Annotated in this window: 22 protein-coding genes; 4 read left to right on the top strand and 18 right to left on the bottom strand. The window is 47.6% G+C overall.

Going from position 1 to position 26,248, the window contains the following annotated elements; all coding sequences use genetic code 11:
- Window positions 1-4: 4 nt before the first annotated feature.
- Window positions 5-523: a GNAT family N-acetyltransferase gene (locus MHH63_RS25540; RefSeq protein ID WP_248548950.1), complete on the top strand. Its 519-nt coding sequence runs from the start codon at window positions 5-7 to the stop codon at window positions 521-523.
- Window positions 524-845: 322 nt separating this feature from the next.
- Here the strand turns inward: MHH63_RS25540 and MHH63_RS25535 are convergent, their stop codons facing one another.
- From MHH63_RS25535 to MHH63_RS25520, 4 genes are read right to left on the bottom strand one after another with little or no spacing between them, the layout of a single operon-like run.
- Window positions 846-1,097, bottom strand: coding sequence for a hypothetical protein (locus MHH63_RS25535; RefSeq protein ID WP_051491218.1), 252 nt, complete (start codon window positions 1,095-1,097; stop codon window positions 846-848).
- On the bottom strand, window positions 1,097-2,524 hold the full coding sequence (hydA, locus tag MHH63_RS25530; protein ID WP_248548949.1) for a dihydropyrimidinase: 1,428 nt from the start codon (window positions 2,522-2,524) through the stop codon (window positions 1,097-1,099). Before hydA ends, MHH63_RS25535 begins: the two co-directional genes overlap by 1 nt.
- Window positions 2,525-2,526: 2 nt before the next feature.
- Window positions 2,527-3,816 carry an NAD-dependent dihydropyrimidine dehydrogenase subunit PreA gene (gene preA, locus MHH63_RS25525; protein WP_076099706.1) on the bottom strand — a complete coding sequence of 430 codons (1,290 nt, stop codon included), beginning with the start codon at window positions 3,814-3,816 and terminating at the stop codon, window positions 2,527-2,529.
- Between the two features lie 44 nt (window positions 3,817-3,860).
- Window positions 3,861-5,252: an NAD(P)-dependent oxidoreductase gene (locus tag MHH63_RS25520; RefSeq protein WP_076179221.1), complete on the bottom strand. Its 1,392-nt coding sequence runs from the start codon at window positions 5,250-5,252 to the stop codon at window positions 3,861-3,863.
- 318 nt (window positions 5,253-5,570) lie between these two features.
- On the opposite strand from MHH63_RS25520, the gene MHH63_RS25515 reads away from it, so the two are divergent.
- Entirely contained in the window at window positions 5,571-7,259 is a 1,689-nt protein-coding gene (locus MHH63_RS25515) for a PucR family transcriptional regulator (RefSeq protein WP_076181983.1), read from the top strand.
- On the opposite strand, the gene MHH63_RS25510 is transcribed toward MHH63_RS25515, so the two are convergent.
- The 6 genes from MHH63_RS25510 to MHH63_RS25485 form a co-directional block, all read right to left on the bottom strand.
- Window positions 7,234-8,592, bottom strand: coding sequence for an aspartate aminotransferase family protein (locus MHH63_RS25510; RefSeq protein ID WP_248548948.1), 1,359 nt, complete (start codon window positions 8,590-8,592; stop codon window positions 7,234-7,236). The two genes, MHH63_RS25515 and MHH63_RS25510, sit on opposite strands and share 26 nt — an antisense overlap.
- 31 nt (window positions 8,593-8,623) lie before the next feature.
- Window positions 8,624-10,087, bottom strand: coding sequence for a CoA-acylating methylmalonate-semialdehyde dehydrogenase (locus tag MHH63_RS25505; protein WP_248548947.1), 1,464 nt, complete (start codon window positions 10,085-10,087; stop codon window positions 8,624-8,626).
- Window positions 10,088-10,191: 104 nt separating this feature from the next.
- Window positions 10,192-11,292 carry an ABC transporter substrate-binding protein gene (locus tag MHH63_RS25500; RefSeq protein ID WP_076124036.1) on the bottom strand — a complete coding sequence of 367 codons (1,101 nt, stop codon included), beginning with the start codon at window positions 11,290-11,292 and terminating at the stop codon, window positions 10,192-10,194.
- Window positions 11,293-11,428: 136 nt separating this feature from the next.
- The gene (locus tag MHH63_RS25495; protein WP_081390534.1) at window positions 11,429-12,346 is read right to left on the bottom strand and encodes an ABC transporter permease; all 918 of its coding nucleotides are present in this window, start codon (window positions 12,344-12,346) and stop codon (window positions 11,429-11,431) included.
- Complete coding sequence (locus MHH63_RS25490) at window positions 12,346-13,158, bottom strand: ABC transporter permease (protein WP_076191718.1); 813 nt, start codon at window positions 13,156-13,158, stop codon at window positions 12,346-12,348. Before MHH63_RS25490 ends, MHH63_RS25495 begins: the two co-directional genes overlap by 1 nt.
- A 2-nt stretch (window positions 13,159-13,160) precedes the next feature.
- Window positions 13,161-13,943: an ABC transporter ATP-binding protein gene (locus MHH63_RS25485; protein ID WP_036682061.1), complete on the bottom strand. Its 783-nt coding sequence runs from the start codon at window positions 13,941-13,943 to the stop codon at window positions 13,161-13,163.
- Window positions 13,944-14,224: 281 nt separating this feature from the next.
- On the opposite strand from MHH63_RS25485, the gene MHH63_RS25480 reads away from it, so the two are divergent.
- Together MHH63_RS25480 and MHH63_RS25475 are read left to right on the top strand one after the other, a co-directional pair.
- Window positions 14,225-15,817 carry a histidine kinase N-terminal 7TM domain-containing diguanylate cyclase gene (locus MHH63_RS25480; RefSeq protein WP_076303564.1) on the top strand — a complete coding sequence of 531 codons (1,593 nt, stop codon included), beginning with the start codon at window positions 14,225-14,227 and terminating at the stop codon, window positions 15,815-15,817.
- Between the two features lie 141 nt (window positions 15,818-15,958).
- Window positions 15,959-17,431 carry an alpha-amylase gene (locus MHH63_RS25475; RefSeq protein WP_076191713.1) on the top strand — a complete coding sequence of 491 codons (1,473 nt, stop codon included), beginning with the start codon at window positions 15,959-15,961 and terminating at the stop codon, window positions 17,429-17,431.
- Between the two features lie 48 nt (window positions 17,432-17,479).
- Here the strand turns inward: MHH63_RS25475 and mprF are convergent, their stop codons facing one another.
- The 8 genes from mprF to MHH63_RS25435 all read right to left on the bottom strand — a co-directional run bounded on the left by mprF (window position 17,480) and on the right by MHH63_RS25435 (window position 25,984).
- Complete coding sequence (mprF, locus tag MHH63_RS25470; RefSeq protein ID WP_248548945.1) at window positions 17,480-20,146, bottom strand: bifunctional lysylphosphatidylglycerol flippase/synthetase MprF; 2,667 nt, start codon at window positions 20,144-20,146, stop codon at window positions 17,480-17,482.
- A gap of 367 nt (window positions 20,147-20,513) precedes the next feature.
- On the bottom strand, window positions 20,514-20,864 hold the full coding sequence (locus MHH63_RS25465) for a FlxA-like family protein (protein ID WP_076099710.1): 351 nt from the start codon (window positions 20,862-20,864) through the stop codon (window positions 20,514-20,516).
- Window positions 20,865-20,979: 115 nt separating this feature from the next.
- Window positions 20,980-22,212: a multidrug effflux MFS transporter gene (locus tag MHH63_RS25460; protein ID WP_428323531.1), complete on the bottom strand. Its 1,233-nt coding sequence runs from the start codon at window positions 22,210-22,212 to the stop codon at window positions 20,980-20,982.
- 154 nt (window positions 22,213-22,366) lie between these two features.
- Window positions 22,367-22,987, bottom strand: coding sequence for an alpha/beta hydrolase (locus tag MHH63_RS25455; protein ID WP_076124044.1), 621 nt, complete (start codon window positions 22,985-22,987; stop codon window positions 22,367-22,369).
- Window positions 22,984-23,934, bottom strand: coding sequence for a ring-cleaving dioxygenase (locus tag MHH63_RS25450; RefSeq protein WP_248548944.1), 951 nt, complete (start codon window positions 23,932-23,934; stop codon window positions 22,984-22,986). Before MHH63_RS25450 ends, MHH63_RS25455 begins: the two co-directional genes overlap by 4 nt.
- Before the next feature lie 17 nt (window positions 23,935-23,951).
- Window positions 23,952-24,353, bottom strand: a complete 402-nt coding sequence (locus MHH63_RS25445; RefSeq protein ID WP_036682076.1) for a DoxX family protein — start codon at window positions 24,351-24,353, stop codon at window positions 23,952-23,954.
- A 115-nt stretch (window positions 24,354-24,468) separates the two neighbouring features.
- The gene (ypfJ, locus tag MHH63_RS25440) at window positions 24,469-25,317 is read right to left on the bottom strand and encodes a KPN_02809 family neutral zinc metallopeptidase (RefSeq protein ID WP_076191707.1); all 849 of its coding nucleotides are present in this window, start codon (window positions 25,315-25,317) and stop codon (window positions 24,469-24,471) included.
- A gap of 196 nt (window positions 25,318-25,513) precedes the next feature.
- Window positions 25,514-25,984, bottom strand: coding sequence for a MarR family winged helix-turn-helix transcriptional regulator (locus MHH63_RS25435; protein WP_036682080.1), 471 nt, complete (start codon window positions 25,982-25,984; stop codon window positions 25,514-25,516).
- Window positions 25,985-26,248: the final 264 nt, after the last annotated feature.

Here is a 26,248-nt window from a genome sequence, read left to right as displayed (position 1 = left end):
GGTTATGATCATTCATTCAGAAACGTTGGATCTGCAAACTACCACTGAGCAGGATTTAGCGTTCGTTCTAGCCATTGAACAAAGTGAGCTTAATCGTGCCTATATCGGACAGTGGAGTAAAGACGAGCACATTACGGCTATCCATGATCCAGATATCCTGCATCTTACAATTTGGGAGAGGTCCGGGAAAAGAGTCGGCTATATCATCGTAACAGGACTTCAAGATATTCATCTTACCGTTTGTATTAAACGAATCGTCATCCATTCCAAGGGCTTTGGGTATGGCAAACTGTCGCTTCGTCTCGTGAGCGACTGGATCTTCCAGCACACCGAGACGCATCGGCTATGGTTGGATGTTAGAGATCACAACCACAGGGCTCGCCATGTCTATGAAAGCTGTGGCTTTACACTGGAAGGGACTCTACGTGATTGTATGAAGGTTGAGGGACATTTTGAATCTCTGCATATCATGTCCATATTACGGTATGAGTATATAGAGCGTGAGCAGCAGCGACAGAAATAGATTAGGGAAATCCTCCCTGATCTTTGGTCTTTCAGGTGCCTATAACTGCAAATCAGGGAAAACTTCCCTAATATTCAGCGAATTTGAGCAAAATCGGCGTATTTCAGTAATTTTTAGGGAGGTTTTCCCTAAATCGTCTATTCGGGGACCCTAATCAGCCACTTTTTAGGGAGGTTTTCCCCAAAAAGTGTATGCCGCGATGATAATCGGCTATTTTCAGAGAAGTTATCTCCACGCACCCTTTCAGGAACACAATAAAAAGCCGAGCAGTAGGCCCCCTATCCTGCGCAGGCTCACTACTCAGCTTTCAATTCCATTTCCCTCAAACCTCTCCACTGTAACAACCCGCCTGCTCACCTTCCGCCCTCAGCCCCGCAACCACAAGGGTTGTCACGTACTTACGGGCATCCGCTGTCAGCAGTAACAGCTCTACCGAGCTTTTAGCCGGCTCCCCTCTGACAAACTTTATTCGGGCACCGTCCAAATCCTCTTGGATGCCGGCAATCGTATATCCTTTAAAAAGCAGCCCATCAATCTCCTGCTGTTCTTTGGCATATTCCGCAAAAGCAGACATTAGACTACACCTCCGCTGATTTCTGCCTTAGAAGGAAGAGGAGCCTCCGCTGCAAAACGTTTGCGTTTCAAATATTTTCCCGAACCTGCTTTGCCGACAAATTGTTTGTCACGAATAACAAATTCGCCTCGACTGAGAACAGAAACAGGCTCTCCCTTCACTTCAAAGCCCTCAAACGCATTATAATCTACGTTCATATGGTGCGTGTCCGCAGAAAGGGTTCTTTCTACAGAAGGATCAAAAATGACCAGGTCAGCGTCACTACCTACTGCGACCGTGCCTTTTTGCGGATACAAGCCAAACAGCTTGGCGCTAGAGGTAGCAATAATGTCTACGAATTTGTTCAATGAGATCCGGCCTTTCTGCACACCTTCCGAATATAGAATTGTAAACCGGTCCTCAATGGTCGGCCCACCGTTCGGGATTTTGGAGAAATCGCCCAGCCCCAGATCCTTTTGTCCTTTGAAATCAAACGAGCACTGGTCAGAGCCAATCGTCTGCAAGCTGCCGCTCCATAACGCATCCCACAAAACATCCTGATTCCACTGCTCACGCAGGGGCGGAGACCACACGTATTTAGCACCTTCGAAATTAGGCTTTTCCAGTGCCGTCTGATCCAGCACTAAATACTGTGGACAAGTCTCGCCGTAGACGCGCAGTCCCTTTTTACGCGCTTCAGCAATCTTCCAAGCAGCTTCCGCACAGGTCACGTGTACAACATACAGCTGAGAATCTGTCAGTTCGGTTAGATAAGCTGCGCGTCCCGTAGCTTCACCCTCCAGCTCCGGCGGGCGGGTCAGCGCATGAAAGATCGGATCAGTGTTGCCTGCGGCCAAGGCCTGCTCAACAAGATATTCAATGACATCTCCATTCTCCGCATGCACCATAACGAGTGCACCTTCTTTTTTCGCAGCTTGAAGGGTCTTAAAAAGTGTGCCGTCATCCGCCTGAAAAGTATTCTTATAAGCCATAAATACTTTGAGCGAGGTAATGCCTTCATTCTCAATTATCTCCGGAAGCTCACCCAGTACTTTATCGTTTAATTCTGAGACCATAAGGTGGAAGCTGTAATCAATCACCGCTTTATCCTGCGACTTATGATGCCATGTATCTACGGCTTGCTGTAGCGGTTGTCCTTTGGTGGTTAAGCAAAAATCAATGACTGTGGTCGTTCCGCCATATGCAGCCGCAATAGTTCCCGTCTCAAAATTATCAGCTGTAACCGTGCCGCCAAAAGGCATATCCAGATGGGTATGAGGATCAATGCCTCCAGGAAAAACATAACACCCCGAGGCATCTATAATTTCCGCACCAGGGACATCCAAATGAAGGCCAATCTCCGTAATAACCCCGTTTTCAATCGCCACATCGCCTGTATAAGTATCTGCTGCGGTAACGATGATGCCATTTTTAATAATCTTTTTCATCCTTACACCACCTCCACTTCCGAATAGGTGCCATTCAAACTGCCGATCACTTTCTGCCGCTGATTCCAGGTCAGTGGAGCTGCCCCGGTATCTACTGGAACCATATCGATCGCGCCGTCTGCTGGACAGACAATAGAACAAAGATTACAACCTACACAATCTTCCTCGCGGACCTGTAGAATAGCTTTCCCATCTGCATTAGTTAACATATCAATACACTGATGTGAAGCATCTTCGCAGGCAATATGGCATTTATTACAGTTGATGCAGTTGTTCTCATTAATACGGGCAACAACCTTATAGTTGAGATCCAGATCACCCCAGTTGGAGTACCGGGATACCGATTTACCGATTAACTCTGTTACAGAAGCCAAGCCTTTGTCATCCAAATAGTTGTTCAGGCCATCGATCATTTCCTCTACAATCCGGAAGCCATGATGCATGACCGCTGTACATACTTGAATGCCCGTAGCACCCATCAGCATGAATTCAACAACATCCTGCCAGGTCGAAATCCCTCCAATACCGGAGATAGGAATGCCTACTCCCCGGTCACGGGCACACTCGGCCACCATACTAAGCGCAATTGGTTTCACAGCCGGCCCGCAGTAACCGCCATGTGCACCCTGACCCCCAACATTCGGAATTGTGTTCCAGCTATGAATATCTACACCAGCAAGACTGTTGATCGTGTTGATCATACTAATTGCGTCTGCTCCACCCTTAACCGCATGGCGGGCAACGACGGTGATATCCGTAATATTAGGCGTCAGCTTCACAATCACCGGGGTCGTCGCAACTTCTTTTACCCAGGTGGTCTGTGCCTGCACCAGATCAGGCTGCTGCCCCGAAGCAGCGCCCATTCCACGCTCAGCCATTCCGTGCGGACAACCAAAATTAAGTTCCAGGCCGTCTACACCCACATCCTCTACCCGCTTAACAATCTCATGCCATTTATGCTGCGTTGGTTCTACCATCAGGGAGGCTATAATCGCATGATTCGGGAATCTTTTTTTCGTTTCATAGATTTCCTTCAGATTAACTTCAAGCGGACGGTCGGTGATCAGTTCAATATTGTTAAAGCCCGCAACCCGTTGCCCATTGAAATTTACTGCCGCAAAACGCGATGAGGTATTAATGATCGGATCGCCGAGCGTCTTCCACACCGCACCGCCCCAACCTGCTTCAAAGGCCCGCTGCACTTGATAACCTGTATTCGTAGGCGGCGCGGAGGCCAGCCAGAACGGATTCGGTGATTTGATTCCTGCGAGATTAATACTTAAATCTGCCATGATGTTCCCTCCCTGTCATGTAAAATCCAATTTGACTTCTACGCTCAGCCCGCTGATCTAACAACGACCTCCTGCTGGCCTGAGAATTGTTTAACAATCGCATGGGCTGCATCTTTTCCCTGCTGTGCCGCTGACACAACCATGGCCTCACCCTTACCTGAACCAAAAATAATGTCCCCAGCGGCATAAATCTGCGGATCGGAGGTTTGGCAGGTGACCTCATCCACCTTAACAACCCCACGGTCATGCATAAGACCTAAGGAATCTATTAGATCCAGACGACGCTTTTGACCAATAGCTATTACAACCGCATCAACAGGAATCAAGAACTCAGAACCCTCGATCGGCATAGGTATTGGACGCCCATCTTTGCCCAGCTCCTCCGTCAGCTTCATCTGCACACATTCCAGTGCGGTTACATTCCCAAGCTCATCACCCACGATACGTTTCGGTAAGGTAAGCCAGCTGAACTCCACACCTTCCTGCTTCGCGAATTCATATTCAAAGTCATATGCCGTCATCTCTTCGCGGGTCCGGCGGTAGACCATTTTCACATTGGTGGCTCCCAGCCGCACTGAGCAAGTCGCTGCATCAATAGCCGTATTCCCTGCCCCAATGACAGCGACCCGCTGACCCATCAGCTCTAGCAGAGGAATGCCCGTCTTAGTAGATTCTACAAGCGCAATAGCGTCATAAACTCCAGCCATTTTTTCACCTTCAATCCCTATTGGAGGCACATATCCCATACCCGCTGCCAAAACGATAGCATCATAATTCGACTTCAGCTCATCTACAGAAACATCCACTCCGACTTTTACACCTGTACGTATTTCCACACCCAGCTTCTCTACCTGCTCTACTTCCCAAAGAGATACAGACTGCGGGAGCCGAAACGATACAATCCCATGTGTATCCAGCCCTCCCGCTAACGCCTTTGCTTCGTAGATCACAACAGCAAAACCTTCACGGGCGAGCTCCCTAGCCGCAGACAATCCCGCAGGACCACCACCAATTACGGCTACCTTTTTCCCATTAGGGGTGCCAGCCTTAAATAATTGAACTCCGCTGTTCATCGCCCAATCTGTCGCATAACGCTGCAGCAGTCCGATTTGGATCGGCGCCGAGGCATCATTTAACACACAGGCTCCTTCACACAGCTCATCTGTAGGACAAACACGAGCACAACTGGCACCCACAGGATTGGAATCCATAATCGTCTGTGCCGAGCCTTTCAAATTGTCAGTAGCGATCCGTTTGATAAAGGAGGGAATATTAATGCTGGTCGGACATGCTTTTATACATGGGGCATCGTAGCAATATAGACAGCGATTAGACTCATCCAGGGCACCTTTATGGGTCAGAGGCGGCTCAGCCTCGGCGAAATTGCGCATGAACATATCAGGTGTAAATGCTGTTAACGGAGATGAATGCTCCATCACTAGTCCCTCCTTATGGGTAATTTTTCATATTTGTGTTATATAATATAACATTATTTCAAGTTTTGTCTGAATATTTTGCTTACATCTTTAATTTATTGTAGTAATATAAGCATTAATAGAAATTATCTCTCAACGTTCTTCCTGATTAGGTTATATATACTGACATCCGTTAATCAAACTATAGTCATTTCGAATTTTCGTTGCATTAGACACTTTGTCTAATTTCAAAACTGTATTTTTTACGTGTGAGAATAGGCTGAGAATAACAGGGCGTTAGCCGAAGGCCAGAGCGCAGAAGATCGAGGGGGAGTAACTATGGACTGGGAGCTTGTATTAACCATTCGTGACGCTTTAAAAAGACCACTATTCGCAGAAGCCGAGGTGATCGGCGGGAAAAGCGGCCTAAGCCGTGCCATTCGCTGGGTGCATGTACTGGAAAGTGCCAACTTCGAGACTCTGATTCATGGCGAAGAAATGATTTTGACTACGGGGATTGGTGCAAGTGTCGATCTCCCTTCCTCCTTGGAGTTTATGCAGAACCTGATCGACAAAAATGCAGCTTGCCTATGTATTGAGTTAGGTACGTATTTCAGCACCATCCCGCAAGAGATGATCGACTTAGCCGACAGGCATGACTTTCCGCTAATCATCTTCACCCGCACGGTTCGTTTCGTAGATATCACGTTGGATCTTCACTCGATTATCATTAACCGGCATCACCGGATGCTCCAAGAACTTGAAAAAATCTCACGTGAATTCCACCGCCTGACCTTAACTTCACAAGGAACGCTGAAAGTGCTGCAATTATTGTGCAAAAGTACCCGCACACAAATTGTCTATATGCAGCTGCAAGGCAAACCCTTATTTTTTCCGGCACTTCCGCCGGAAGAGCAGGCTCCATTGCTGAATTTTTTCACCGCCTTCGGCGACGAGCTGGAAGGAATTCAACCTGACGTTGCCCCCTATATCCGGGAATATGGACAGAAGACCATCGCGCTCAAGCCTGTAGGTGCGCTGGATCAGACCTGGGCTTACATTCTGATGGTATGCAATCACAAACCACAGGAGTTCGACTGTCTGCTGCTGGATTCCGCCTCTTTGTCCATTGCACAAGAGCTGCTGCGGACGCGGTATATGGAGGAGCGTAAGCTTTTTTCAGAAAATCTATGGGTCGACGAGCTGATCAATGGCCGCATCGAAGATGATAACCGCTTAAAGGGCCTGATCGGCTCCAATTTCAACGTGGTCAACGAGCTCCCTTACCGTGTATGCCTTATAGAGATCAAGAACCCCAGAGATGTAAAATGGAACAGCTCGGAGAACGAATGGGAGTCCATTACCTTCCACCTTTCGCTCATCCTGCGTTCCATCTTTGAGAAATATTCTTTACGTCCGCTGATCACCCTTAAGAACAATCGCCTCACCGTCATCGCCCTCGATATCCAATCGAAAATGCCTGGAAAAATGCGACTTCAACAAGCACTTGAAGCCCTGCAGAACATCCGCTCCGATGAGAAGCTCAAGGATTTGCAGCTCGTCATTGGAGTCAGCAAATCGCATAAGCGCCTAAAACGAGCCTATTCCGGTTATCAGGAAGCCCTACAGGCATTGTCGTTATACTCCTGTTACCAGAAGTCACTACTCTTCTATGAAGAGCTGGGTGTATTCCAGCTGCTGTTGAGCTTAAATGACGGAAAAACGTTGCAGAACTTCATTCGCAGTTATCTCGGCCCGCTAATCGACCACGACCAAACCAAAGGCAGCGAGCTGCTGCTTACCCTTCGTGTTTATCTGGATCATGATGGTTCCAAACAAATTGCCGCTCGAAACCTATTCATTGTCAGACAGTCCCTTTATTATCGCCTGGACAAAATAACAGAGCTACTGGGTGAAGACTTCATGCAGCCAGAGAATCGGATCTCCATTCAAGTCGCCCTGCGCGCTTACCAATTTCTATATCCAGACAAAATCACTTTACCTAGCCCCCGTTCAGCACAGATTTAAAGGTATCGATAATAAATTCTATATCTTCATCCGTGGAGGATAACGGCGGGGCGAAGGTAAGCACGTTGTTGAACCCAGCTACGGTATCGCCATTTTTACCGATGATAAGCCCCTTGGACTTACATTCGGCAATAATCCCCTTCACAATATTCAGATCAACCGGTTTCTTACTGACCTTGTCTTCAACCAGCTCAATCCCTGTCACCAAACCAAAGCTGCGGACATCACCTACAAGCTTGTGATCAAGCAGCTCAGTAAATTCTGTATTTATTCTTTTACCTAAAAGATCCGCACGTTCCACCAGCTTCTCCTGCTCGATAATTTCCAGATTACGCAGCGCCAGCGCACAGGAAGCAGGGTTACCACCAAAAGTATTCACATGGCGAAAATGCCCATAGTCATCGCTATTGTCCTTAAATACCTCATAGATATCCTTACGAACAGCAGTGGCAGATAGAGGAAGATAAGCGCTAGTCAGTCCCTTAGCCATCGTTACGATGTCAGGCTTCACATTAAAGTTGTGATGACCAAACTTACGTCCAGAACGTCCGAATCCACAAATCACCTCATCCATAATGAGCAACACACCGTGCTTACGGCAGATTTCCTGCACCCGATCCAAATAAACCTGATGCGGTACAATGACGCCACCACCCGTAATTACAGGCTCCATAATCACCGCAGCTACCGTCTCCACGCCTTCCCAGATGATCATATCCTCTATGGACTGTGCACACTGGAGATTGAATTCTTCCACAGTCATCCCAGCCGGGCGGCGATAGCTGTCCGGGGGAGCTACATGCAGAAAACCACCTGCCAACGGTTCATATTTATATTTGCGCTGGGCCTGGCCCGTTGCAGATAATGCCCCAAGTGAACTGCCATGGTACCCACGATAACGGGCAATGAATTTATGGCGATAATGCTGGCCGATTTGCTGCTGGTACTGGCGGGCCATTTTGAAAGCAGCCTCATTGGCTTCCGATCCACTATTGGAAAAAAAGATCACATAATCGTCTCCGAGCCACTCATTCAGCTTCTCCGCCAGCGCAATCGCCGGGAGATGACTTTGTGTCAGAGGAAAATATGGCAGGGCCAGCAATTGATTGTAAGCAGCTTCCGCCAGCTCCTTGCGCCCGTATCCCACATTTACACACCACAAGCCAGACATCCCATCCAAAAATTGATTGCCCTGTATATCCGTAATCCACGACCCACTTGCCGAGGCGGCAATCATAGGCGGATTCTTTTCACTATAAGGTGTAATGTTGTGCCATAAATATTTCTGATCCTTCTTCACCGCAAGCTCACTATCATTCCCCAGACTCTGCATAACATTTTCTCCTCTCAGCAGCTCATTTTCTCTAATAACGGGCAGTGATCATCTTTTTACGCGTATAGAACTCCACCCCATCACGCCCATTGGCATGCAGGTCTCCATAGAACGATTTCTTATAACCCGAGAAGGGGAAAAATGCCATGGGGGCAGGCACACCCAGATTCACACCCAACATCCCTGCATCAATTTCTTCCCGAAATTCACGGATCGCCTTTGCGCTATCTGTATAAATACACGCCCCATTCGCGAATGGGGATTGATTCGTTACCGCAATCGCTTCACTCAGACTTTTCACACGAATCACAGACAATACCGGCGCAAAAATTTCATCCTTCCAGATAGTCATTCCCGGCTGTACATGATCAAATATCGTCGGCCCGATAAAATAACCCGCACCACCTGTAGCAGCATCCTTCCGCCCATCTCTCACAAGCTTGGCTGCCTCAGCTTCACCAGTCTCAATGTAATAAAGCGTCTTCTCCTTATTCGACTGGCGAATTACCGGACCCAAAAACACCCCGTCATCGGCGCCATTACCAATCTTAAGTTCATCCGCAGCCGCAGCCAGACGACCCACTAGCTCGTCAGCGATATCCTCATGAACCACCACAACCGAGCACGCCATACAACGCTCACCTGCCGAACCAAAGGAAGCCGCAATGATATTTTTGACCGCATTGTCCAACTCCGCATCAGGCAGCACAATCGAGTGATTCTTGGCTCCAGCTAGCGCCTGCACCCGTTTTCCCTGCGCCGTCCCTGTCTTATATACATATTCCGCAACCGGCTGCGAACCCACGAACGAAATCGCCTTCACTTCATCATGCTCCAGCAGCCCATTCACAACCTCGTGCGCCCCATGTATCACATTCAGTACACCTGGAGGAAAGCCCGCTTCGGCAAATAACTCTGCCAATCGATTAACAAGCAGCGGCGTCCGTTCAGAAGGCTTCAGCACAAAGGTATTTCCACAAGCGATGGCAAGCGGAAACATCCAACAAGGAACCATCATCGGAAAATTAAACGGGGCAATCCCCCCGATCACCCCCAATGGATAACGGTACATCCCGGATTCAATACCGGTAGCAATGTCCGGAAGCTGACTGCCCATCATCAACGTGGGGATGCCTGCGGCAAATTCCACACACTCAATTCCACGCTGCACCTCACCTTGCGCCTCTTCCAGACTTTTGCCATTCTCCAGCGTAACCAGCTCGGCCAGCTCATGCCAATGCTTTACCAGCAGCTGTTGATATTGAAAAAAATAGCGGGCACGACGCGGCACAGCGACCCTTTTCCACGCTTGAAATGCTGCCGCAGCCGCTTCTACCGCTGCACCCAGCTCTTCCTTACTAGAAATGGGCACATAAGCAATCACTTCACCTGTCGCCGGATTATAAACCTCTTCATCTCGCCCGGACGACGATTCTACCCAAGCTCCATTCACATAATTCTTAACTCTTTCAGCCTGCGTTACTAGGAGAGACATAGCTCGCACCCCTTTCTCTGTTTCAGATGCACTGATGGACTGCTGATTATAATAGATGACCGCCAGATCAGGCGGCCATCCACTATAACATTAAGCTCAGTTAGTTATTTTGCCGCCATTTCTACGATTTCGTTCGTATAAGCCTCATCTACCTTAACCGGTTCTTTAATGACACCAAATTTAAGCGAAATATCAGCGGTTTGCTGGAACGCCGCCGCATCGGTATATCCCATCTTGGCACTGTCAAAGCCTTCAGGCAGAATCAGCTTGGCAACCTCAGTCATCATTGTCAGCTGATGTTCCTTCGTCGTACTGCCGTCTTCCGCTTGCTTCATCACACTGTCCACGGCAGTTGCAGGATCAGCAATTGCATCTTTCCAGCCCTTCAGGGAGGCACGTACAAACTTTGCTGCAGTCTCTTTATTCTCCGCAAGCCATTCCTTATTCGCGAACAAGTTATCCTCAAGCATCGCAACGCCTTCTGTATTCATGTCGATGACGTTCAGATCCTCAGCCTTAATACCTGACTCCAACACCACTTGGTACTCGTTATAAGTCATCGCTGAGGCCGCATCGATCTGATCGCCCAAGAACTGATCCATCGTGAACCCTTGCTTCGTAAAGCTTAGGTCCTTATTCGGATCGAACTTATATTTATCGAATAACGCTAATAGTTCAAATTCGTTGCCACCCATCCAGTTGCCGACTTTTTTACCCTTAAGATCAGCGGCTGAGTTAATGCCAGCAGTTTTTTTGGAGACCAGGACCAACCCGCTCTTTTGATAGATTTGCGCGATCTGCACCAGCGGCATTCCCTCTTCAAGACTCGGCAGCAAGCTGGCTACCCAACCCACACCGATATCTGCGGAGCCACCTGCCACTTGCTGTTCCGGAACGATATCAGGCCCACCCGGCAGAATTTCTACATCCAAGCCTTCTTCCTTGTAATATCCTTTATCCTGCGCCACAAAATACCCAGCGAATTGTGCCTGCGGCACCCATTTCAGCTGTAGCTTCACTGTAACTGGATCAGCAGCCGGTTCAGTAGCAGCACTTGCGTCAGGAGCTGCTGAAGCTTCAGGGGCAGTCGTAGCTTCAGCTGCCGAGTTATTATTGTTGCCACCGCAACCCGCCATTAAAGAAACACTCAACATCATCACGATTGCCAACAAACCACCACGAAATTTGCGTTTTTTCCCGTTCATCAATCGAACTCCCCCTATCGTAATTTAAGTTTGTAACAAGCACAGTATGGACAATCATCGTGGTGCGTTTATGCATACAGCCGTGGGCGGTTTCTCTTTTCCATTCCCACTATGGCCGGATGTAATGAGGGGAAGATTAAGTACGCTGCGAAGGATGCCACTTAATGAATACTTTCTCCAGCCGCTCAACCACTAAATAGAAGAGCACGCCTGCAATTGCAGCCAACACAATACAGGACCACCCCAGTGGCATTTTGGCAACTTTAATGGAATTGGATAGCAGATATCCAAGCCCTTTTGAGGAGAAAAAGAATTCCCCAACAATGGCGCCAATCATACTGGCAGTAGCATTAATCTTGAGTGCTGTAAATACATAGGGCAAACTGCTCTGAATCCGCAGATAACGGAACACTGCCGGTTTACCTGCCGCATAGGAATGCATCAGATCCAGCGCCAATGGATCAATCGCCGCCATACCTTTATAGGCGTTGATCGCCATCGCTGCCATTGTAGTTGCTGTTACTATGGCAATTCGTGAGCCTATCCCATCTCCAAACCACAAATTCATGATGGGCGCGAGGGCGACGATAGGCACAGCATTTAGGGCGGCAACCAGCGTCAAGCTTCCACTCCCCCAGCGCGGCCAAGCTGTCGCGACTAAAGCGATCAGGAAGCCGATAGCAGAACCAACCAACATTCCCAGCACAGCTTCAGCAAGAGTGTATCCGGTATAGGACAGCAACAAGCTGAAATTATCTCGCATGGTTTCGGCGATGGCTGTAGGCAGCGGGAGTTGATATTTTTTCAGATCAAAGATCTTATGAAAAAATTGAAATTCCCATAGTGCAAGAAATAACAGACCTGCCAGTACAGGCAGCAGTACCCCTGCGCTAAATATCCTCTTCAGCATTCGTGAGCCGCCGCGACTCGCCGTAGCTTCCGCAGGTTTCGGAACGGCTACAGCATTCTTTGGTGTAGCCGTTAGCGCCGGCTGAGCCATTTCTTTACCAGTAGAGCCTATAAACGTGGTCTCCCGAACGGAGTTAGTTTCCATTAGCGGCTGCCTCCTTTCGGACGATATTCAGGCTGCCAAGGCGTTACCAGGCGTTCTATCAGACTGATTAACCAGTAGCTTACGATTCCCAGCAAGGCACCCACAATCACCGTAGACCAGAACATATAGGTGTGAGAGCTTCCATAATAGAGATTGCGCAGCATAATTACACCAATGCCATGCTGGGCACCCATAAGCTCCACCAGAATAGCTCCAGTCACAGCAAGTGGGGCAGCTATCTTAAGCCCACCGAACAAACCCGGCAAAGCCGCCGGGAATCTGAGTTTCCAATAGACCGCCCAAGGTTTCGCCGCGTAAGAATGCATCAATTCGAGCGCTGATGGATCTACACTCCGCAAGCCGCGCAGCATGTTCAGAGCCACCGGGAAAAAGGTGATATATCCCGAAATAATAATCCGCGAGGTCTGCTCATCGCGCACAATCCCGTAGATGATGGGTGCCAACCCCAGAATCGGAATCATCTGCGAGGCAATAGCATAAGGAAAAGTTAATTGCTCTATTGTCTTCGACAAGCTCATCAACACCGCCAATGAGGCACCAGCTACCGCTCCAATCAGGAAGCCAACACCAGCATTACCGAAGGTCGCAGCCCCCTCCTTCAAGAGCGTGTCTCCATACTGCCATAAGGTAGCTAACACCTCATGAACATATGGCAGCTTGGACTGTGCCAACGGCGTCTCCACCACATGGAGCAGCATCCAGGAAGTCCCTTCCCAGACTAGCAGCAGGCCAAAAATCCAGACGAACAACGGCAGCAGACGGCCTCGCACAAAGATACTGCCCCCTTTCATCACTACACCCCTTCGAAGCTGTCGCGAATACGTGCGATCAGTTCGAAAAACTCTGGGCTATTTCTCATTTCCGCCGTTCGCGGACGTGGCAGAGGAATTTCGACCACAGCGGACAAGCGACCTGGATGCGGGGAAAGGACAAACACCCGGTCAGAGAGGAATATAGATTCAGGAATACTATGAGTTACAAAGACAATTGTGTTCTGCACTTTACTCCAGACAGACAATAACTCTTCATTCAATCGCTCACGCGTAAATTCATCCAGCGCAGAGAACGGCTCATCCATGAGCAGAATTTCCGGCTCCATCGATAGCGCTCTGGCAATCGCTACACGCTGCTGCATCCCGCCGCTGAGCTGCCACGGATATTTATCCGCAAAGCTCTGCAGCCCCACCAGATCAAGAAGCTCCATCGCCTTTTCCTCACGGATTGACTTCTTTACCCCCATCAGCTCCAGTGGCAATGTGATGTTATGCTTCACTTTTCGCCAGTCGTATAACACTGGACTTTGAAAAACAATGCCATATTTTTGCGCCAGCCTGGCTTCTCTGGCACTTTTCCCAGCTACCACAATGTTCCCGCCTGTTGGTGCTATGAGATCGGCCATCAGTCTAAGCAGCGTCGTTTTGCCACATCCGGAAGGTCCGAGCAGGGAGACGAACTCCCCTTTTGCAATATCAAGACTCACCTGATGCAGGGCAAGCACTTCCGCAGCTTCTGTCCGATAACGCATTTCAACATTCTCCAGCTGAATCTCAGGAATATTTGTCGCTAGTGATGACATCCTCAGCCCCCCTTTTCAAAATAAGCCATGTTTATAATGTTATATAAACTGACGCTATTTAGATAAAATAAAGAAAACTTCTGTTGCGTGTAGTATTAACTAACATGTTACACGCTGCTCACTGGACTCTCACTAGACAATTAGTAAAATAGCTCCTGTTAAATTGCGTCATTTTGTCTAGGAGACATTTTTTTGACCACAAACCCGAAGTATTTTTTTTATATCCGCAGATATGTGGTAATATTTATCCATATCTTTCCTCGGTAGGTGACAATAGACCCATGGGATCTATAATCTCGAATTATATTGTAATTGTTGCTATATCAGGTGTGCTGAGTGTCTTACTAGCCCTTTTCGCCTATTATAAAAAAACTGATTTCTTAGGAATCAGGGCTTTTGTTATAAGCTCCTTTACCTCTGCTATTTACACCTTCGGTTTCGCATTAGAATTATCGGGGAAAACTCTGGAGGAAATCAGCTTCTGGATTAAGTTAGAATATCTGGGGATGCCCTTTATTGCGCCGGCTAGTCTAATCATGGTGATCCATTTCGTTGGGCTGGAGACGCTGTTTAAAAAAGGCATACGGGCGGCGTTATTTATCATTCCATTCATTACAACGCTGCTGGTCTGGACCAATGATTACCATCATCTCTTCTATAAATCCATTTATTTACGGGAAAATACGCCCACCCCACTCGTTGATGTTGTGATGGGACCTTGGTATATCGTTCACGGCAGCTTTACTTTCGGCTGTCTGCTGGCAGCCATTTGCCTCATGATATGGCAGTGGAACAGGATGAAAAGGGTATACCGCAGGCAGATCATCACAATAATAATCGGGTTAAGCCTTCCAACCCTCGGCGCTTTTTTGTATCTGATAGGCTTGACTCCTTACGGAATGGATCCCGTCCCGATCATTATGAGCCTAACCTCCTCCCTATATATTTGGGCTATTTTATCCCGGGGCATGTTAACGGCTGCACCTATTGCTCGTGAGAATCTGTTCGAGAGCATGCGGGAGGGAGTGCTTGTCACCGACCGCTCGGACATGCTCGTCGATTACAATCGTGCAGCCGCGAATATGATAGAGGGGCTCAACTCCTCATCGATTGGCAAACCGCTAGCACAATTGTTTCTTAACGCAGGCAAAGATGCCTTGTCCTATGTGATGGATGCCGAGCCACTGTTGCGCGAAGAACGGGAAGTGGCTTGGAACAAAGCAGAGGAGATCTGCTATTATCAAATCCGCTCCTCTCCGGTACAGAAACAAGAAGGGCACATAGCAGGACAGATGATCATGCTGATTGACGTGACTGAACGAATACTGCTTCAGGAGAAGCTGCGTCAATTGGCTACGATGGACAGCCTAACGGGTATCTATAACCGCTCCTATTTTTTGGAGCTGAGTCAAGCATTGCTTGCCCGGGCTGCCAGCCTGCGAAGCTCATTATCTATGATTTTGCTGGATGTGGACTTCTTCAAGAGCATTAATGACCGCTATGGGCATCAATATGGAGATCAAGCTCTACAGCATATTGTCCAGGTGTGCAGCAGACATCTGCGGGAGGGAGATCTCTTTGGCCGTTATGGTGGTGAGGAATTTGTGATCTGTCTGCCAGAGACGTCACTGAAGCAAGCAGCATTGCTCTGCGAAAATATCCGCGCGGATATTGAACAAAGCACCTTATATACCGTCATCGGGCCCATTAATGTGACCGCAAGCTTTGGAGTTGTGGAGGCCCTAAATCCAGAGGCCACTCTAGAAGAACTGCTATCTGAAGCCGACCATGCTCTGTATAGCTCCAAACGGAATGGACGCAACGCTGTGCATCTCTCCCAAAGGTCAGAAATCATTCTTTTCAAGCCTGTTTAATGACAATCATGTCCCTTCCTGCGCATTCAACAACTGGCCTTATTTTTCATAGTCTGTTTTTAAGTTTAATAAGAGTTATCTGAAAAACTAATCAGAGTGTTGAGAGTAAAATTTGCTTGATGGGATATGGAGGCGTAAGAAATAATGAGGAACCATACAATGATGCAGTTTTTTGAATGGCATGTTGCTGCGGACGGGAAACACTGGGATCGCTTAAAAGAAACTGCACCCGCGCTAAAAGCCGTAGGCATTGATTCTGTTTGGGTACCTCCTGTGACAAAGGCCGTCTCCGCTGACGATACAGGCTATGGCGTGTATGATCTATACGATCTGGGCGAATATGACCAAAAAGGTACGGTACGCACCAAATATGGCACCAAACAAGCACTGATCAACGCAATTTCGGAATGTCAAAAGAATGGCATCGCCGTTTACGTTGATTTGGTGATGAATCATAAGGCTGGCGCGGATGAAAAGGAAGTATTCCAGGTCATCGAGGTCGACCCCAATGATCGGATGAAAGAAATTTCGAAACCTTTCGAGATTGAGGGCTGGACAAAATTCACCTTCCCTGGCCGCGGGAATGAACACTCTGCCTTTAAGTGGAATCACAATCATTTTAACGGCACTGACTTTGACGCCAAAGAAGAGCGAACCGGCGTATTCCGTATAGTAGGCGAGAATAAAGCGTGGAATCAGAATGTTGACGACGAGTTCGGAAACTATGATTATCTAATGTTCGCTAATATTGATTACAGCCATCCGGAAGTCAAAAAAGAAATGATCCAATGGGGAAAATGGCTGGTGGATACCCTCCACTGCAGCGGCTTCCGCTTGGACGCCATCAAACATATCAACCATGAGTTTGTTAAAGAATTCGCGGTAGAGATGTTTAATAAATGCGAGAAGGATTTCTATATCGTCGGTGAATTCTGGAATTCCGACTTAGAGTCCTGTCGACAATTTCTGAATACCGTCGATTATAAAATTGACCTCTTCGATGTATCCCTTCACTACAAGCTGCATTCAGCTTCTTTGGAGGGCAGAAACTATGATCTGACCAAAATTCTTGATGACACACTGGTGCAGACTCATCCCACCAATGCTGTAACCTTCGTTGACAATCATGATTCTCAGCCTCACGAAGCCCTGGAATCCTGGGTAGATGATTGGTTCAAGCAAAGTGCTTACGCGCTTATACTGCTGCGACGGGATGGATATCCTGTGGTCTTTTACGGGGATTATTATGGGATCGAAGGACCAACACCTGTAGCAGGTAAAAAAGATGCGATTGACCCTCTGCTGTATACCCGCTATCACAAAGCTTATGGTGAACAGAAGGATTATTTCGATCATCCTAACACGATTGGCTGGACACGGCTCGGCGTGGAGGATATTGAACACTCCGGTTGTGCGGTTGTGATCAGTAATGGTGAGAATGGCCAGAAGAGAATGTTCGTAGGAGAACATCGCGCCGGTGAAGCATGGGTGGATTTCACCCATAACCATAAAGCCACCATAACCATTGAAAAAGATGGTTGGGCGACCTTCCCGGTCAATGGCGGCAGCGTCTCCGTCTGGGCTCTGCCAGATGCAGAAGCTGACAAGAAGTAAACCTGATTAAAAAGGTGCCCAACGCCGTTTGGCGTTGGGCACCTTTTTTTAGTTATTCGTTTTATGCTCCGGATGGCGGGATACAAGCCTCACCAGATCCAGCGTTAAGACGGGTAATGTTAGGGACGCTGGATAAGCTAAGTAACGCGGCTCCCACTCTGGATTGAACTTTTCCTTGTAACGACGCAATCTGGCAAAACCGTAACCATGCCCATGCCCACCTCTATTAAACACTTGATGAGCCAGCTTCTCCTCCTTCAGAGCTCCGGGGTCCTGACCCCCACTGGATGATAGAGGAGTGTTGCCTAGATTAAATCGCCGATACCCCTTGGACTTCGCCCATTCCAGCATACAAACCAATAAATAATCTACCGTCCCGTTTGGCACATTCTTCCGCTGGCGCAACAAATCTACGGACAGGGTCAATCCTTGATCATACCCTGGGGCAATAGAAGCAAATGCCAGTATTGTACCTTTGGTGTTCCGCAGCACCACAATGGGAGCCCGTTGCAGATACTCGACCTTAAACCACCCTAACGAATAACCCTTTTCCGCTCGGCCATTCAACCACTCGTCCGAAATCGTTCGCAGATCTCTCAGCAAACTATCAGCATGCGGCGCTTCTGTAATTTCAACACTCATGCCTTCCCGTTCAAAACGATCGCTTACCCTTTGCAGATCACCATTCTTCAGATCACTGAGTGCAAAGTTATCAAGGCTTATCACTGCCTCTTCACCCAGCTTAAAAAAGCGATAGCCCTGCTCCTGATAGACCGATAAAAAAGCAGGTGAAGCTTGATAGAAAACTACAACCAGACCATACTGATCTGCAGCTTGTCTAAATTCACTGATGGCTTCACTTATTAAGCTTCTCTCTCCCAGCGGATCACCCAGCACAACGAGTTTATCCCTAACTCTGGCGAAAGCGAGCAGCACTTTATCGTTCTGAGCCCAGAAGAAGCCCTTATCACCCAAAAACAAAGTATGAGTTAAGGTATTGCCTTGAACTCCATCTAGAAAATGTTTCAGCTTAGCTACATCCAAGGTCCCGAACAGCTCGTTCTCCTTATGATGGGGCCTGAGGTTTACCCACATTATGAGCAGTACCCAAGACAAGACCAATCCTCCCACTGCCGTAAATGCAACATGACTATATCGCTGCAACCATTCAGGCTGTACACCCGGAGGCAGATGCTTCAGAAATCCACGATGTACATAACAGCCCATCAGATAGTAGCTTAGTGCAATTACTGAAGTGAGGGCAAACCACCGGATCGCGCTCTGTCTGCTGATTGGCGCACTAATCCGATAAAACCGCGATCTGGATATCCAAAGAATAAGCGCTACTATAAGTAGCAAAAGCGCCTCTTCATAATCAAAACCCTTAGTGACTGCAAACAATGATCCAATAAACAGAAGTATGCTAGTCCATACATATGCACTATGGACCCGCAATGTAATGCCCCGCGACAATAAAATCAGCATAAAACCAATAAGGACAGACAGATGATGAGAAAGCTGCATTACCGGAAACGGCAATATTTCCTCCGTAATCTTCAACCTATACAGCAATCCGGGTACTGCTGCAGATAGTAAGAGAATAAGCCCGCTAGCTAGTACCAGCTTGCCAAGAGCCCACATCCCAAGATCGCTCAGAAAGGTATACTGACCCGGCCAGCCCCAGATCTTCTGCCATTTGTTAAGAGAGGGTTCGAACCCTGGAACTGAACGATCTTGATCCTTTTTTCCTTGCAGACCAATTTCCAGTGCAGCCAGCACCAATCCAATCAACCAAGGAATGACATAATAAAACAATCGAAAGATGACAAGCACCGCCATCGCCTTATCGGTCTGGTAGCCAAGCTGTGTCAGCCCGAGCAAGGCGATAAGGTCAAATGCACCGATACCGCCGGGTGCCATACTCAAGATTCCGGCAATAGCAGCAATCGTAAATATACCAAAGATAGCTATAAAATGGACCTCATCCAAGAGATGGCTGCTGATGGTCCAAAACGTCACGCCAGCAAAGCTCCATTCCAGAAAGGAAGCACCGACGGAGTTAACGACTGTAAGCCATGATGTTCTGCCTTTTCCCCGGTTAATCCATTTCGCATAAAGCGATGAGCGCTGCACAAACACAAAAACCGGCAAATAAAGCGCCATACCCCATACTGCAAATACCAGCCAGCGATGTTCTTCCAGCAAAGCCGTTGCCGGGAGTAAACCAAAGATATTCGCCCATGAAAGTAGTGATAACCCGGTAATCATAAGCGGCGAAAGAAATACAATGGCGGGCGTTAGCACGGAGGTCGGCACTCCGCTTTTTTTATACAGCAGCGTCCTTAAACCAACTCCAGCCAGACCTGCAAACCCAATCAAGTTATTAAATGTATTAGCAATCCATGCATACCGAAAGGTACTCCACAGCCCTACTTTTAAACGAAAATGTGCCCGAATCAAATAATCATAAGCACTCATCACAGCTACGGAAAGAAGTGCAAAACCAATCATTTGCAAAATAGCAGACGTAGGTACTCGCCTTAGTTCACGCATTATAAGTCCTAAATGAACCTGCTTCAGCTCATGTTGCCCCTCCCAGTATACGAACGCTATGATAGCCACTGGAAAAAGAGCTCTGACCGCCCGGATCCGATAGATAGATAAGATCAGTCTTACAATTTTGAATCTTTCTAATGTCTGTTGCTTTGAATGCATGAGCCCACCTGCCTTTACCGCTGACACACGTTGTGCTAGACAATTTTTACAACTAGTCCATTATAGCAATTCTTGGAATAGAAGACCCGTGATAATCAACACCTACTCTATTAGACTGCCAGCAAATCCCTAACCCCTGCAACAGTTAAAGATTTTTTGGGAAATGAGGATAAGCATAGTTAATATATTACGAAGCTGGACAGATCAATATGACGGAACTTTATTTTAGGGGTATCTTTCTAGTATTGGCCAACAATGTGATAAAAGAACATTTAAATTGTAGTCTAAACTTAAAAATACATAACAAAAAGGACATCCCTCACGGCAAAGGATGCCCTTTTTGTTATGTAACACGACTTAGTATGGTTTATACACGAATATCAAATCTGCCTTGGCTATTCGTTGTTGCGGTAGCGATTTCTTGCGGGCTTGCCGCAGCAAGCGCGTTGTTTGCAGGTTTGGCAGGTGCTTCTGCACTACTGCTTGCAGCGGAAGCACTGCTCTGCGACTTCTGGGAAATTTGTGCCTCGATTTGCTTGATCTGCTGCTCAATTTGTTTCGTTTTCGTTTCTTTGGTCTTCGCGTCATCCGAGCTGGCATCAATCTTGTCCAATTCGGCTTCCAGCTTCGCTTTTTGTTTCTCGAGCGCGCTGGTATCTGTAGTACTAGACGTCGAGGTAGTATACGATGTAGAACCTGAGACTGCGGATATACTCATAATCATCCCTCCCTTCCTTACCTCCAATATAATCCTTTTGCAGATAAGGAACGTTAAAACCCGCTGAAAGTTTGCTGAAAGTATTGCTCTCTTTCAAGGTTATAAGGATGAGCTGTCAATAATTGGAATTCCCCCGTTTGACCAACAGAAGATAAGACAGAATAGAGAGAACACCCGTACAGGCAATCACAATCGCCATTGGAAGGGCTGAATCTACGCCTCCAAGACCCACAAGCGGTGCTACACAGCTACCAAGCAGCAACGGGATCAGCCCTATCAAAGCCGAAGCGCTGCCTGCGGCTTCTCCTTGGTCCTGCATTGCAAGTGAGAAGCTGGTTGCGCCGACAATCCCCACACTGGAGACAACAGCGAACAGACAGATTAGAATAGGAATCAGCCCTCCCCCTATCAGGATCGTAAGCAGCAGCAAGACGCCCCCCGTTGTACAGAGCAGCAACCCGCTAAGCAGTAGCTTCGTCTCACTCACCTTACCAGCAAGTCTGCCGGCAATTTGACCTGTAATAATAATCCCAATCCCGTTCACAGCAAAGATCAAGCTATATACCTGCGGAGTAACCGCAAAAATATTTTGCAAAACAAAAGATGACCCAGAGATATAAGCGAACATAGACGCTGTAACAAAACCTTGGGACAAGGCATAACCCATAAACTTGCGGTTGCCAAGTAACACCTTAAAGGTAAGCAAAGTACCCTTCAACCCACTCTTGGAGCGCCGCTCCTTCGGCAATGTCTCAGGCAAGCGCAGGAGAATCGTTAAGCAAAAAATAATTCCGGCAGCAAATAATACGAGGAATATCCCCTGCCATGTAGTCACTCTTAAGAGCTGGCCTCCAATGACTGGAGCCAAAATCGGACCCAGACCATTAACAATCATCAATAAAGAGAAAAATTTCGTTAGTTCAGAGCCACTGTACAGATCACGCACAGCCGCCCTAGAGACAACTACACCCACTGAACCAGCAAGACCTTGAATAAACCGCAAAACAATTAAAAGTCCAATCGAAGGACTAAAAGCACATAGCACTGAGGAAACGGCATAGATGAACATCCCTATAAGCAGTGGACGGCGACGTCCATATACATCACTCAGTGGTCCAGCTACTAACTGACCCGAGGCCAGTCCCAATAAAAAGAAGGTGAGACTTAGCTGCACCAAAGCAGCTGTCGTACCGAAATCGTCGACAAGTGTAGGCAGTGCTGGCAAATACATGTCAATCGACAACGGCCCAATGGTTGTAATGGAGCCCAGAATAACAGCAAGTTGCAATCTCTGCTTCCTTGAGGGTCCATCTACAGCAAGTTTATTAGCATTTTGCATTCCAATCATGATCCTTACGTCAACCTTTCTAAAGCAACCCGGGGGCCTTTTTTGTATTCTTCATACTAACGTAAAGGAACTCAAATGATCAATCCTTTTATAAGGCCTCATTCGGGGCTAATAACTTAAAAATAACCGCCAAAAGGCGGTTATCCTAATTGTTTTATGCATTTTGAGATGTACTAAACCCCTGTAGCCAATCTTTGGCGGCTTCGGCTTCCGCCATACTCAAGCGGTGACCTTGGTTGCCCCAATGGGTTGTAACCTCAGCGCCTGCTTTCTGCAGAATCCCCTCTAGCTCCTGAGTTTCCGTAGATGTTATTAGCGGATCATTCGTACCTGCCCCAATAAAGATAGACACCCCTTCAAGAGAAGGAAGCTCCACATTGCGTAATGGCACCATCGGATGCAACAGCACTGCCGCGCGGAAAATGTCCTTATAATGAAACAGAAGGCTACCAGCAATGTTTGCACCGTTAGAGTAACCAACCGCTACCAGATTGTTGGCATCAAACCCGTATTTCTCTGCCGCTTCATCCAGAAATTGCTTAATCTCATGGGTACGGAAAACTAAGTCCGCTTCATCGAACACTCCTTCTGCCAGCCGACGGAAGAATCGTGGCATGCCATTCTCCAGCACATTGCCCCGTATACCTAGCACCGATGAATCTGGGGATAACATCTCAGCCAGCGGCAGCAAATCCTGCTCATTACCACCTGTGCCATGAAACAACACTAATGTAGGTTTAGTTATATCTTTACCTTTACGGAATACATGAATCATCCCTGCTTCACCTCAATTTCTCTTACTTGAATAGGCGTTAAGTTTTCTTCGATGGCCGCGCGATGCGGCTCAAACCAGGAAGGCAGCATCAACTTTTCACCCAACGCATCTGGGGCTTCATCACGGGCAAAACCTGGAGGATCTGTAGCGATTTCGAACAGGATTCCTCCTCTTTCACGGAAATAGATCGCATTAAAATACTGACGGTCTTGAACGGGTGTAGGTCTATGCCCATGACTCTGTACATGGCGCGACCATTCCAGTTGCTCTGCATTATCCTTTGCCCGCCACGCGATGTGATGAACTGTCCCTGCACCTCCAGCTCCGAGCGGAACGGGTGATGTCTTCAAATCAATAATATTACCTAGCTCCCCATTGCTTCTATAGCGAGTATATCCATCTCCGTCAGCAATATGTTCCATACCCAGCGTATGAACAAGTGTCTCAGCTGTTTGCAACGGATTGCTGCTATACAGCACAGCTCCGCCAAAACCTTTGATCGCGTATTTAGTAGGAATCCCACCAAAGGACCACTTACTGAGCGGGCCTTCCTCACGTTCCACCAGTTCAATCCGCAGACCGTCGTAATCGGCAAAAGATAAATAGGGTTCCGAGATCCGACTTCCCTTTGTAACCGAAATTCCGTATTCAGCAAGGCGTTGTTCCCAGAATTGCAGAGCACCGACCGGCACTGCGTAGATCGTTACGCCAACTTGACCACTGCCTATTCTGCCTCTACGCCCTACAGGTGAAGGGAAAAATGTAATAATCGTTCCCGGCGAACCCTGCTCATTCCCAAAGTATAAATGATAGACCTCTGGAGCATCAAAATTAATCGTTTTTTTCACGAGCCGTAGGCCCAGAATCCCGGCGTAGAAATCAACATTGCGCTGAGCGTCTCCGACAAAAGCTGTAATATGATGTATTCCTGCAGTTTGAAGTGTCATTATTATAAACTCCCTTCTTAGTTAAAAAACAATGCATCTAGAGAAATCGAACCTGGTCCCGTAAGCGCCACACCTACCGCAAATACCAAAACCGTAAGCGGAAACTCAATCCCGTTCGAAGTGGACCAGAAACCATTTGGAGCATGAACCTTAACGATTGCCCCCAGCATCGTGGCAGCGATTAACACCGCTGCAACAGGCGTTAACAGTCCGGCAGCGAACATAAATCCGCCCACCAGCTCCATAATCCCTGCTAAAATCGCCATAGTCACACCCGGTTTGATTCCGATGGACTCCATCCAGCCTCCCGTACCCTTCGGACCGTAACCTCCGAACCATCCAAATAGCTTTTGTGCGCCATGTCCTATAAAAGCAAGCCCTATCACCAATCTCATTAATAACAGTCCTACACTTATCATTTTTACCTTCCCCTATTCCTTTGATTTAATTATCTTAATGTTAAGATATTTGGTAAAAAAGAGCGCCCGGCGAACCGGAATAACCTATGGGCTGCTCTCCTCTTCCCTCTTCTATCTACAACTCGGAGGCGTTAAACGTATCGCCGCCCTTAATCGTACCCGAGTTAAAACCTTTGTAGAACCAGCGCTTTCTCTGCTCTGAGGTACCGTGAGTGAAACTATCCGGCACTGCATAGCCCTGAGCCTGCTTCTGAATCGTATCATCGCCGACGGCGCTTGCAGCTGCCAGAGCTTCCTCTAAGTCGCCTTCCTCCAGCAGATTCATACCCTGAGCATGATTGGCCCAGACACCGGCCAAATAATCAGCCTGCAGCTCAAAACGAACCTGATATTTGTTGTACTCCTTCTCACTCAACGTCTGGCGAAGGGAATCGAGTTGTTTCGAGGTGCCTAGTAATGTCTGTACATGATGTCCAACCTCATGGGCAATGACATAAGCCATGGCGAAGTCGCCCGGCGCGTGGAAGCGTTGCTGCAACTCATCATAAAAGCTCAGATCAATATATAGTTTGGCGTCGCCCGGACAGTAGAAGGGACCAACTGCCGAGGTGGCTGTTCCGCAAGCAGAGTCTACACTCCCACTGTATAGCACTAAGGTGGGGTCCGTATAGGTCATTCCCTGCTGCTGAAAAATCTCACCCCAAACCTCCTCTGTGTCGGCAAGAACTACCGATACAAACTCCGCAAGCTCTTGCTCCTCTGCGGTCTGTTCATAAGGGGCCGTTGAACTGGAGCCTGTGGAAGTCAAACTTCCCAGGATATCCCCGGCATTGCCTCCACTGAGTAATGTGATGACCAGGACAAGGATAATTCCTCCGATCCCGCCACCAATCATCTTGCCGCCGCCGCTCATGCCTCTGCGGTCCTCCACGTTCGAACTCCCTCTTCTTCCCTGCCATTTCATGGCCAAGCCCCCAGTCGAAATATCAGGTAATCTTAAGTAAATGGCTACCTGGCTTCGTTAAGTTAAATATCTTATTAGTGATATACCCAAAAAAGCAGGGTTTCACTTATACTTACTGGAGTTGGGAGAATGAGGATGGAGCCGAACTACTTCCAAACTTATAGAAGCGCCTAGTTATTCGTCATGTTCGCAGCACCTATACACCTTTGCCAAGCTTTTTCATTAATTCGATAGCCTGGACTTTCTCTTCCTTATCTAATCCACCCATCAAATCATGAATTGAGGCTACATGACGAGGGAAAATCTCATCAAACAGTTCACGACCTGCATCCGTAATCTCCGCATAAGTAACGCGGCGATCCTCGCTACAGGGTACACGTTTCAGCAGTCCCTTTTTCTCCAACTTGTCGATATTATAGGTAATGCTTCCGCTCGTAACGAGAATTTTCTCCCCGATCTGTTGCAGCGGAATCCGCGTTCTATGGTAAAGTACTTCAAGCACCATGAATTCAGCCGAAGCCAAGCCATAACTCTTCATATCCTTCACCGCATGATCCATTAGGCTCTTATAAGCCTTAGATAAGACTACAAACAATTTCAGTGAGGCGGCTTGTTCTTCGTCAGGTGCACTCTCTGTATTACGCAGATTTACTTGTTTATCACTCATCAATTCCACCTCCACTTCAATCAAACTTGTATTCAATCCATTTATTTGTCTTTACATTAAATATCTTTAAGTTAAGATAACTATACGACTTCCCATCCTCCTTGTCAACCTCATCGCTAAAAAAGTTACTTCCGTCTAGAGATCGGTAAGTTTTCCTATGACACTTTACAGGGAGTGATAAAAATCACCCCAAGTTTGACCTGACCTATAAAAGGGCGTATTCTTGTCTTTACGAATGACTCTTTAGTAAGCGATTTCAATACC

The sequence above is a fragment of the Paenibacillus sp. FSL H3-0310 genome, assembly GCF_038002785.1.
Taxonomy (GTDB): domain Bacteria; phylum Bacillota; class Bacilli; order Paenibacillales; family Paenibacillaceae; genus Paenibacillus_AQ; species Paenibacillus_AQ odorifer.
Note: the sequence above shows the minus strand (reverse complement) of the source record. Positions and strands in the feature narration are given on the sequence as shown.

What these genes read in the sequence shown, in the direction of transcription:
- MHH63_RS25485 (WP_036682061.1), bottom strand. Translation starts at nt 13,943, where the DNA reads ATGTCATCACTAGCGACAAATATTCCTGAGATTCAGCTGGAGAATGTT.
- MHH63_RS25500 (WP_076124036.1), bottom strand. Translation starts at nt 11,292, where the DNA reads ATGAACGGGAAAAAACGCAAATTTCGTGGTGGTTTGTTGGCAATCGTG.
- MHH63_RS25520 (WP_076179221.1), bottom strand. Translation starts at nt 5,252, where the DNA reads ATGGAGCATTCATCTCCGTTAACAGCATTTACACCTGATATGTTCATG.
- hydA (WP_248548949.1), bottom strand. Translation starts at nt 2,524, where the DNA reads ATGAAAAAGATTATTAAAAATGGCATCATCGTTACCGCAGCAGATACT.
- MHH63_RS25455 (WP_076124044.1), bottom strand. Translation starts at nt 22,987, where the DNA reads ATGATTCATGTATTCCGTAAAGGTAAAGATATAACTAAACCTACATTA.
- MHH63_RS25450 (WP_248548944.1), bottom strand. Translation starts at nt 23,934, where the DNA reads ATGACACTTCAAACTGCAGGAATACATCATATTACAGCTTTTGTCGGA.
- MHH63_RS25495 (WP_081390534.1), bottom strand. Translation starts at nt 12,346, where the DNA reads ATGGAAACTAACTCCGTTCGGGAGACCACGTTTATAGGCTCTACTGGT.
- MHH63_RS25490 (WP_076191718.1), bottom strand. Translation starts at nt 13,158, where the DNA reads ATGAAAGGGGGCAGTATCTTTGTGCGAGGCCGTCTGCTGCCGTTGTTC.
- MHH63_RS25515 (WP_076181983.1), top strand. Translation starts at nt 5,571, where the DNA reads ATGGACTGGGAGCTTGTATTAACCATTCGTGACGCTTTAAAAAGACCA.
- MHH63_RS25465 (WP_076099710.1), bottom strand. Translation starts at nt 20,864, where the DNA reads ATGAGTATATCCGCAGTCTCAGGTTCTACATCGTATACTACCTCGACG.
- MHH63_RS25435 (WP_036682080.1), bottom strand. Translation starts at nt 25,984, where the DNA reads ATGAGTGATAAACAAGTAAATCTGCGTAATACAGAGAGTGCACCTGAC.
- MHH63_RS25480 (WP_076303564.1), top strand. Translation starts at nt 14,225, where the DNA reads ATGGGATCTATAATCTCGAATTATATTGTAATTGTTGCTATATCAGGT.
- MHH63_RS25460 (WP_428323531.1), bottom strand. Translation starts at nt 22,212, where the DNA reads ATGATTGGAATGCAAAATGCTAATAAACTTGCTGTAGATGGACCCTCA.
- mprF (WP_248548945.1), bottom strand. Translation starts at nt 20,146, where the DNA reads ATGCATTCAAAGCAACAGACATTAGAAAGATTCAAAATTGTAAGACTG.
- MHH63_RS25535 (WP_051491218.1), bottom strand. Translation starts at nt 1,097, where the DNA reads ATGTCTGCTTTTGCGGAATATGCCAAAGAACAGCAGGAGATTGATGGG.
- MHH63_RS25510 (WP_248548948.1), bottom strand. Translation starts at nt 8,592, where the DNA reads ATGCAGAGTCTGGGGAATGATAGTGAGCTTGCGGTGAAGAAGGATCAG.
- ypfJ (WP_076191707.1), bottom strand. Translation starts at nt 25,317, where the DNA reads ATGAAATGGCAGGGAAGAAGAGGGAGTTCGAACGTGGAGGACCGCAGA.
- MHH63_RS25505 (WP_248548947.1), bottom strand. Translation starts at nt 10,087, where the DNA reads ATGTCTCTCCTAGTAACGCAGGCTGAAAGAGTTAAGAATTATGTGAAT.
- MHH63_RS25445 (WP_036682076.1), bottom strand. Translation starts at nt 24,353, where the DNA reads ATGATAAGTGTAGGACTGTTATTAATGAGATTGGTGATAGGGCTTGCT.
- MHH63_RS25540 (WP_248548950.1), top strand. Translation starts at nt 5, where the DNA reads ATGATCATTCATTCAGAAACGTTGGATCTGCAAACTACCACTGAGCAG.
- preA (WP_076099706.1), bottom strand. Translation starts at nt 3,816, where the DNA reads ATGGCAGATTTAAGTATTAATCTCGCAGGAATCAAATCACCGAATCCG.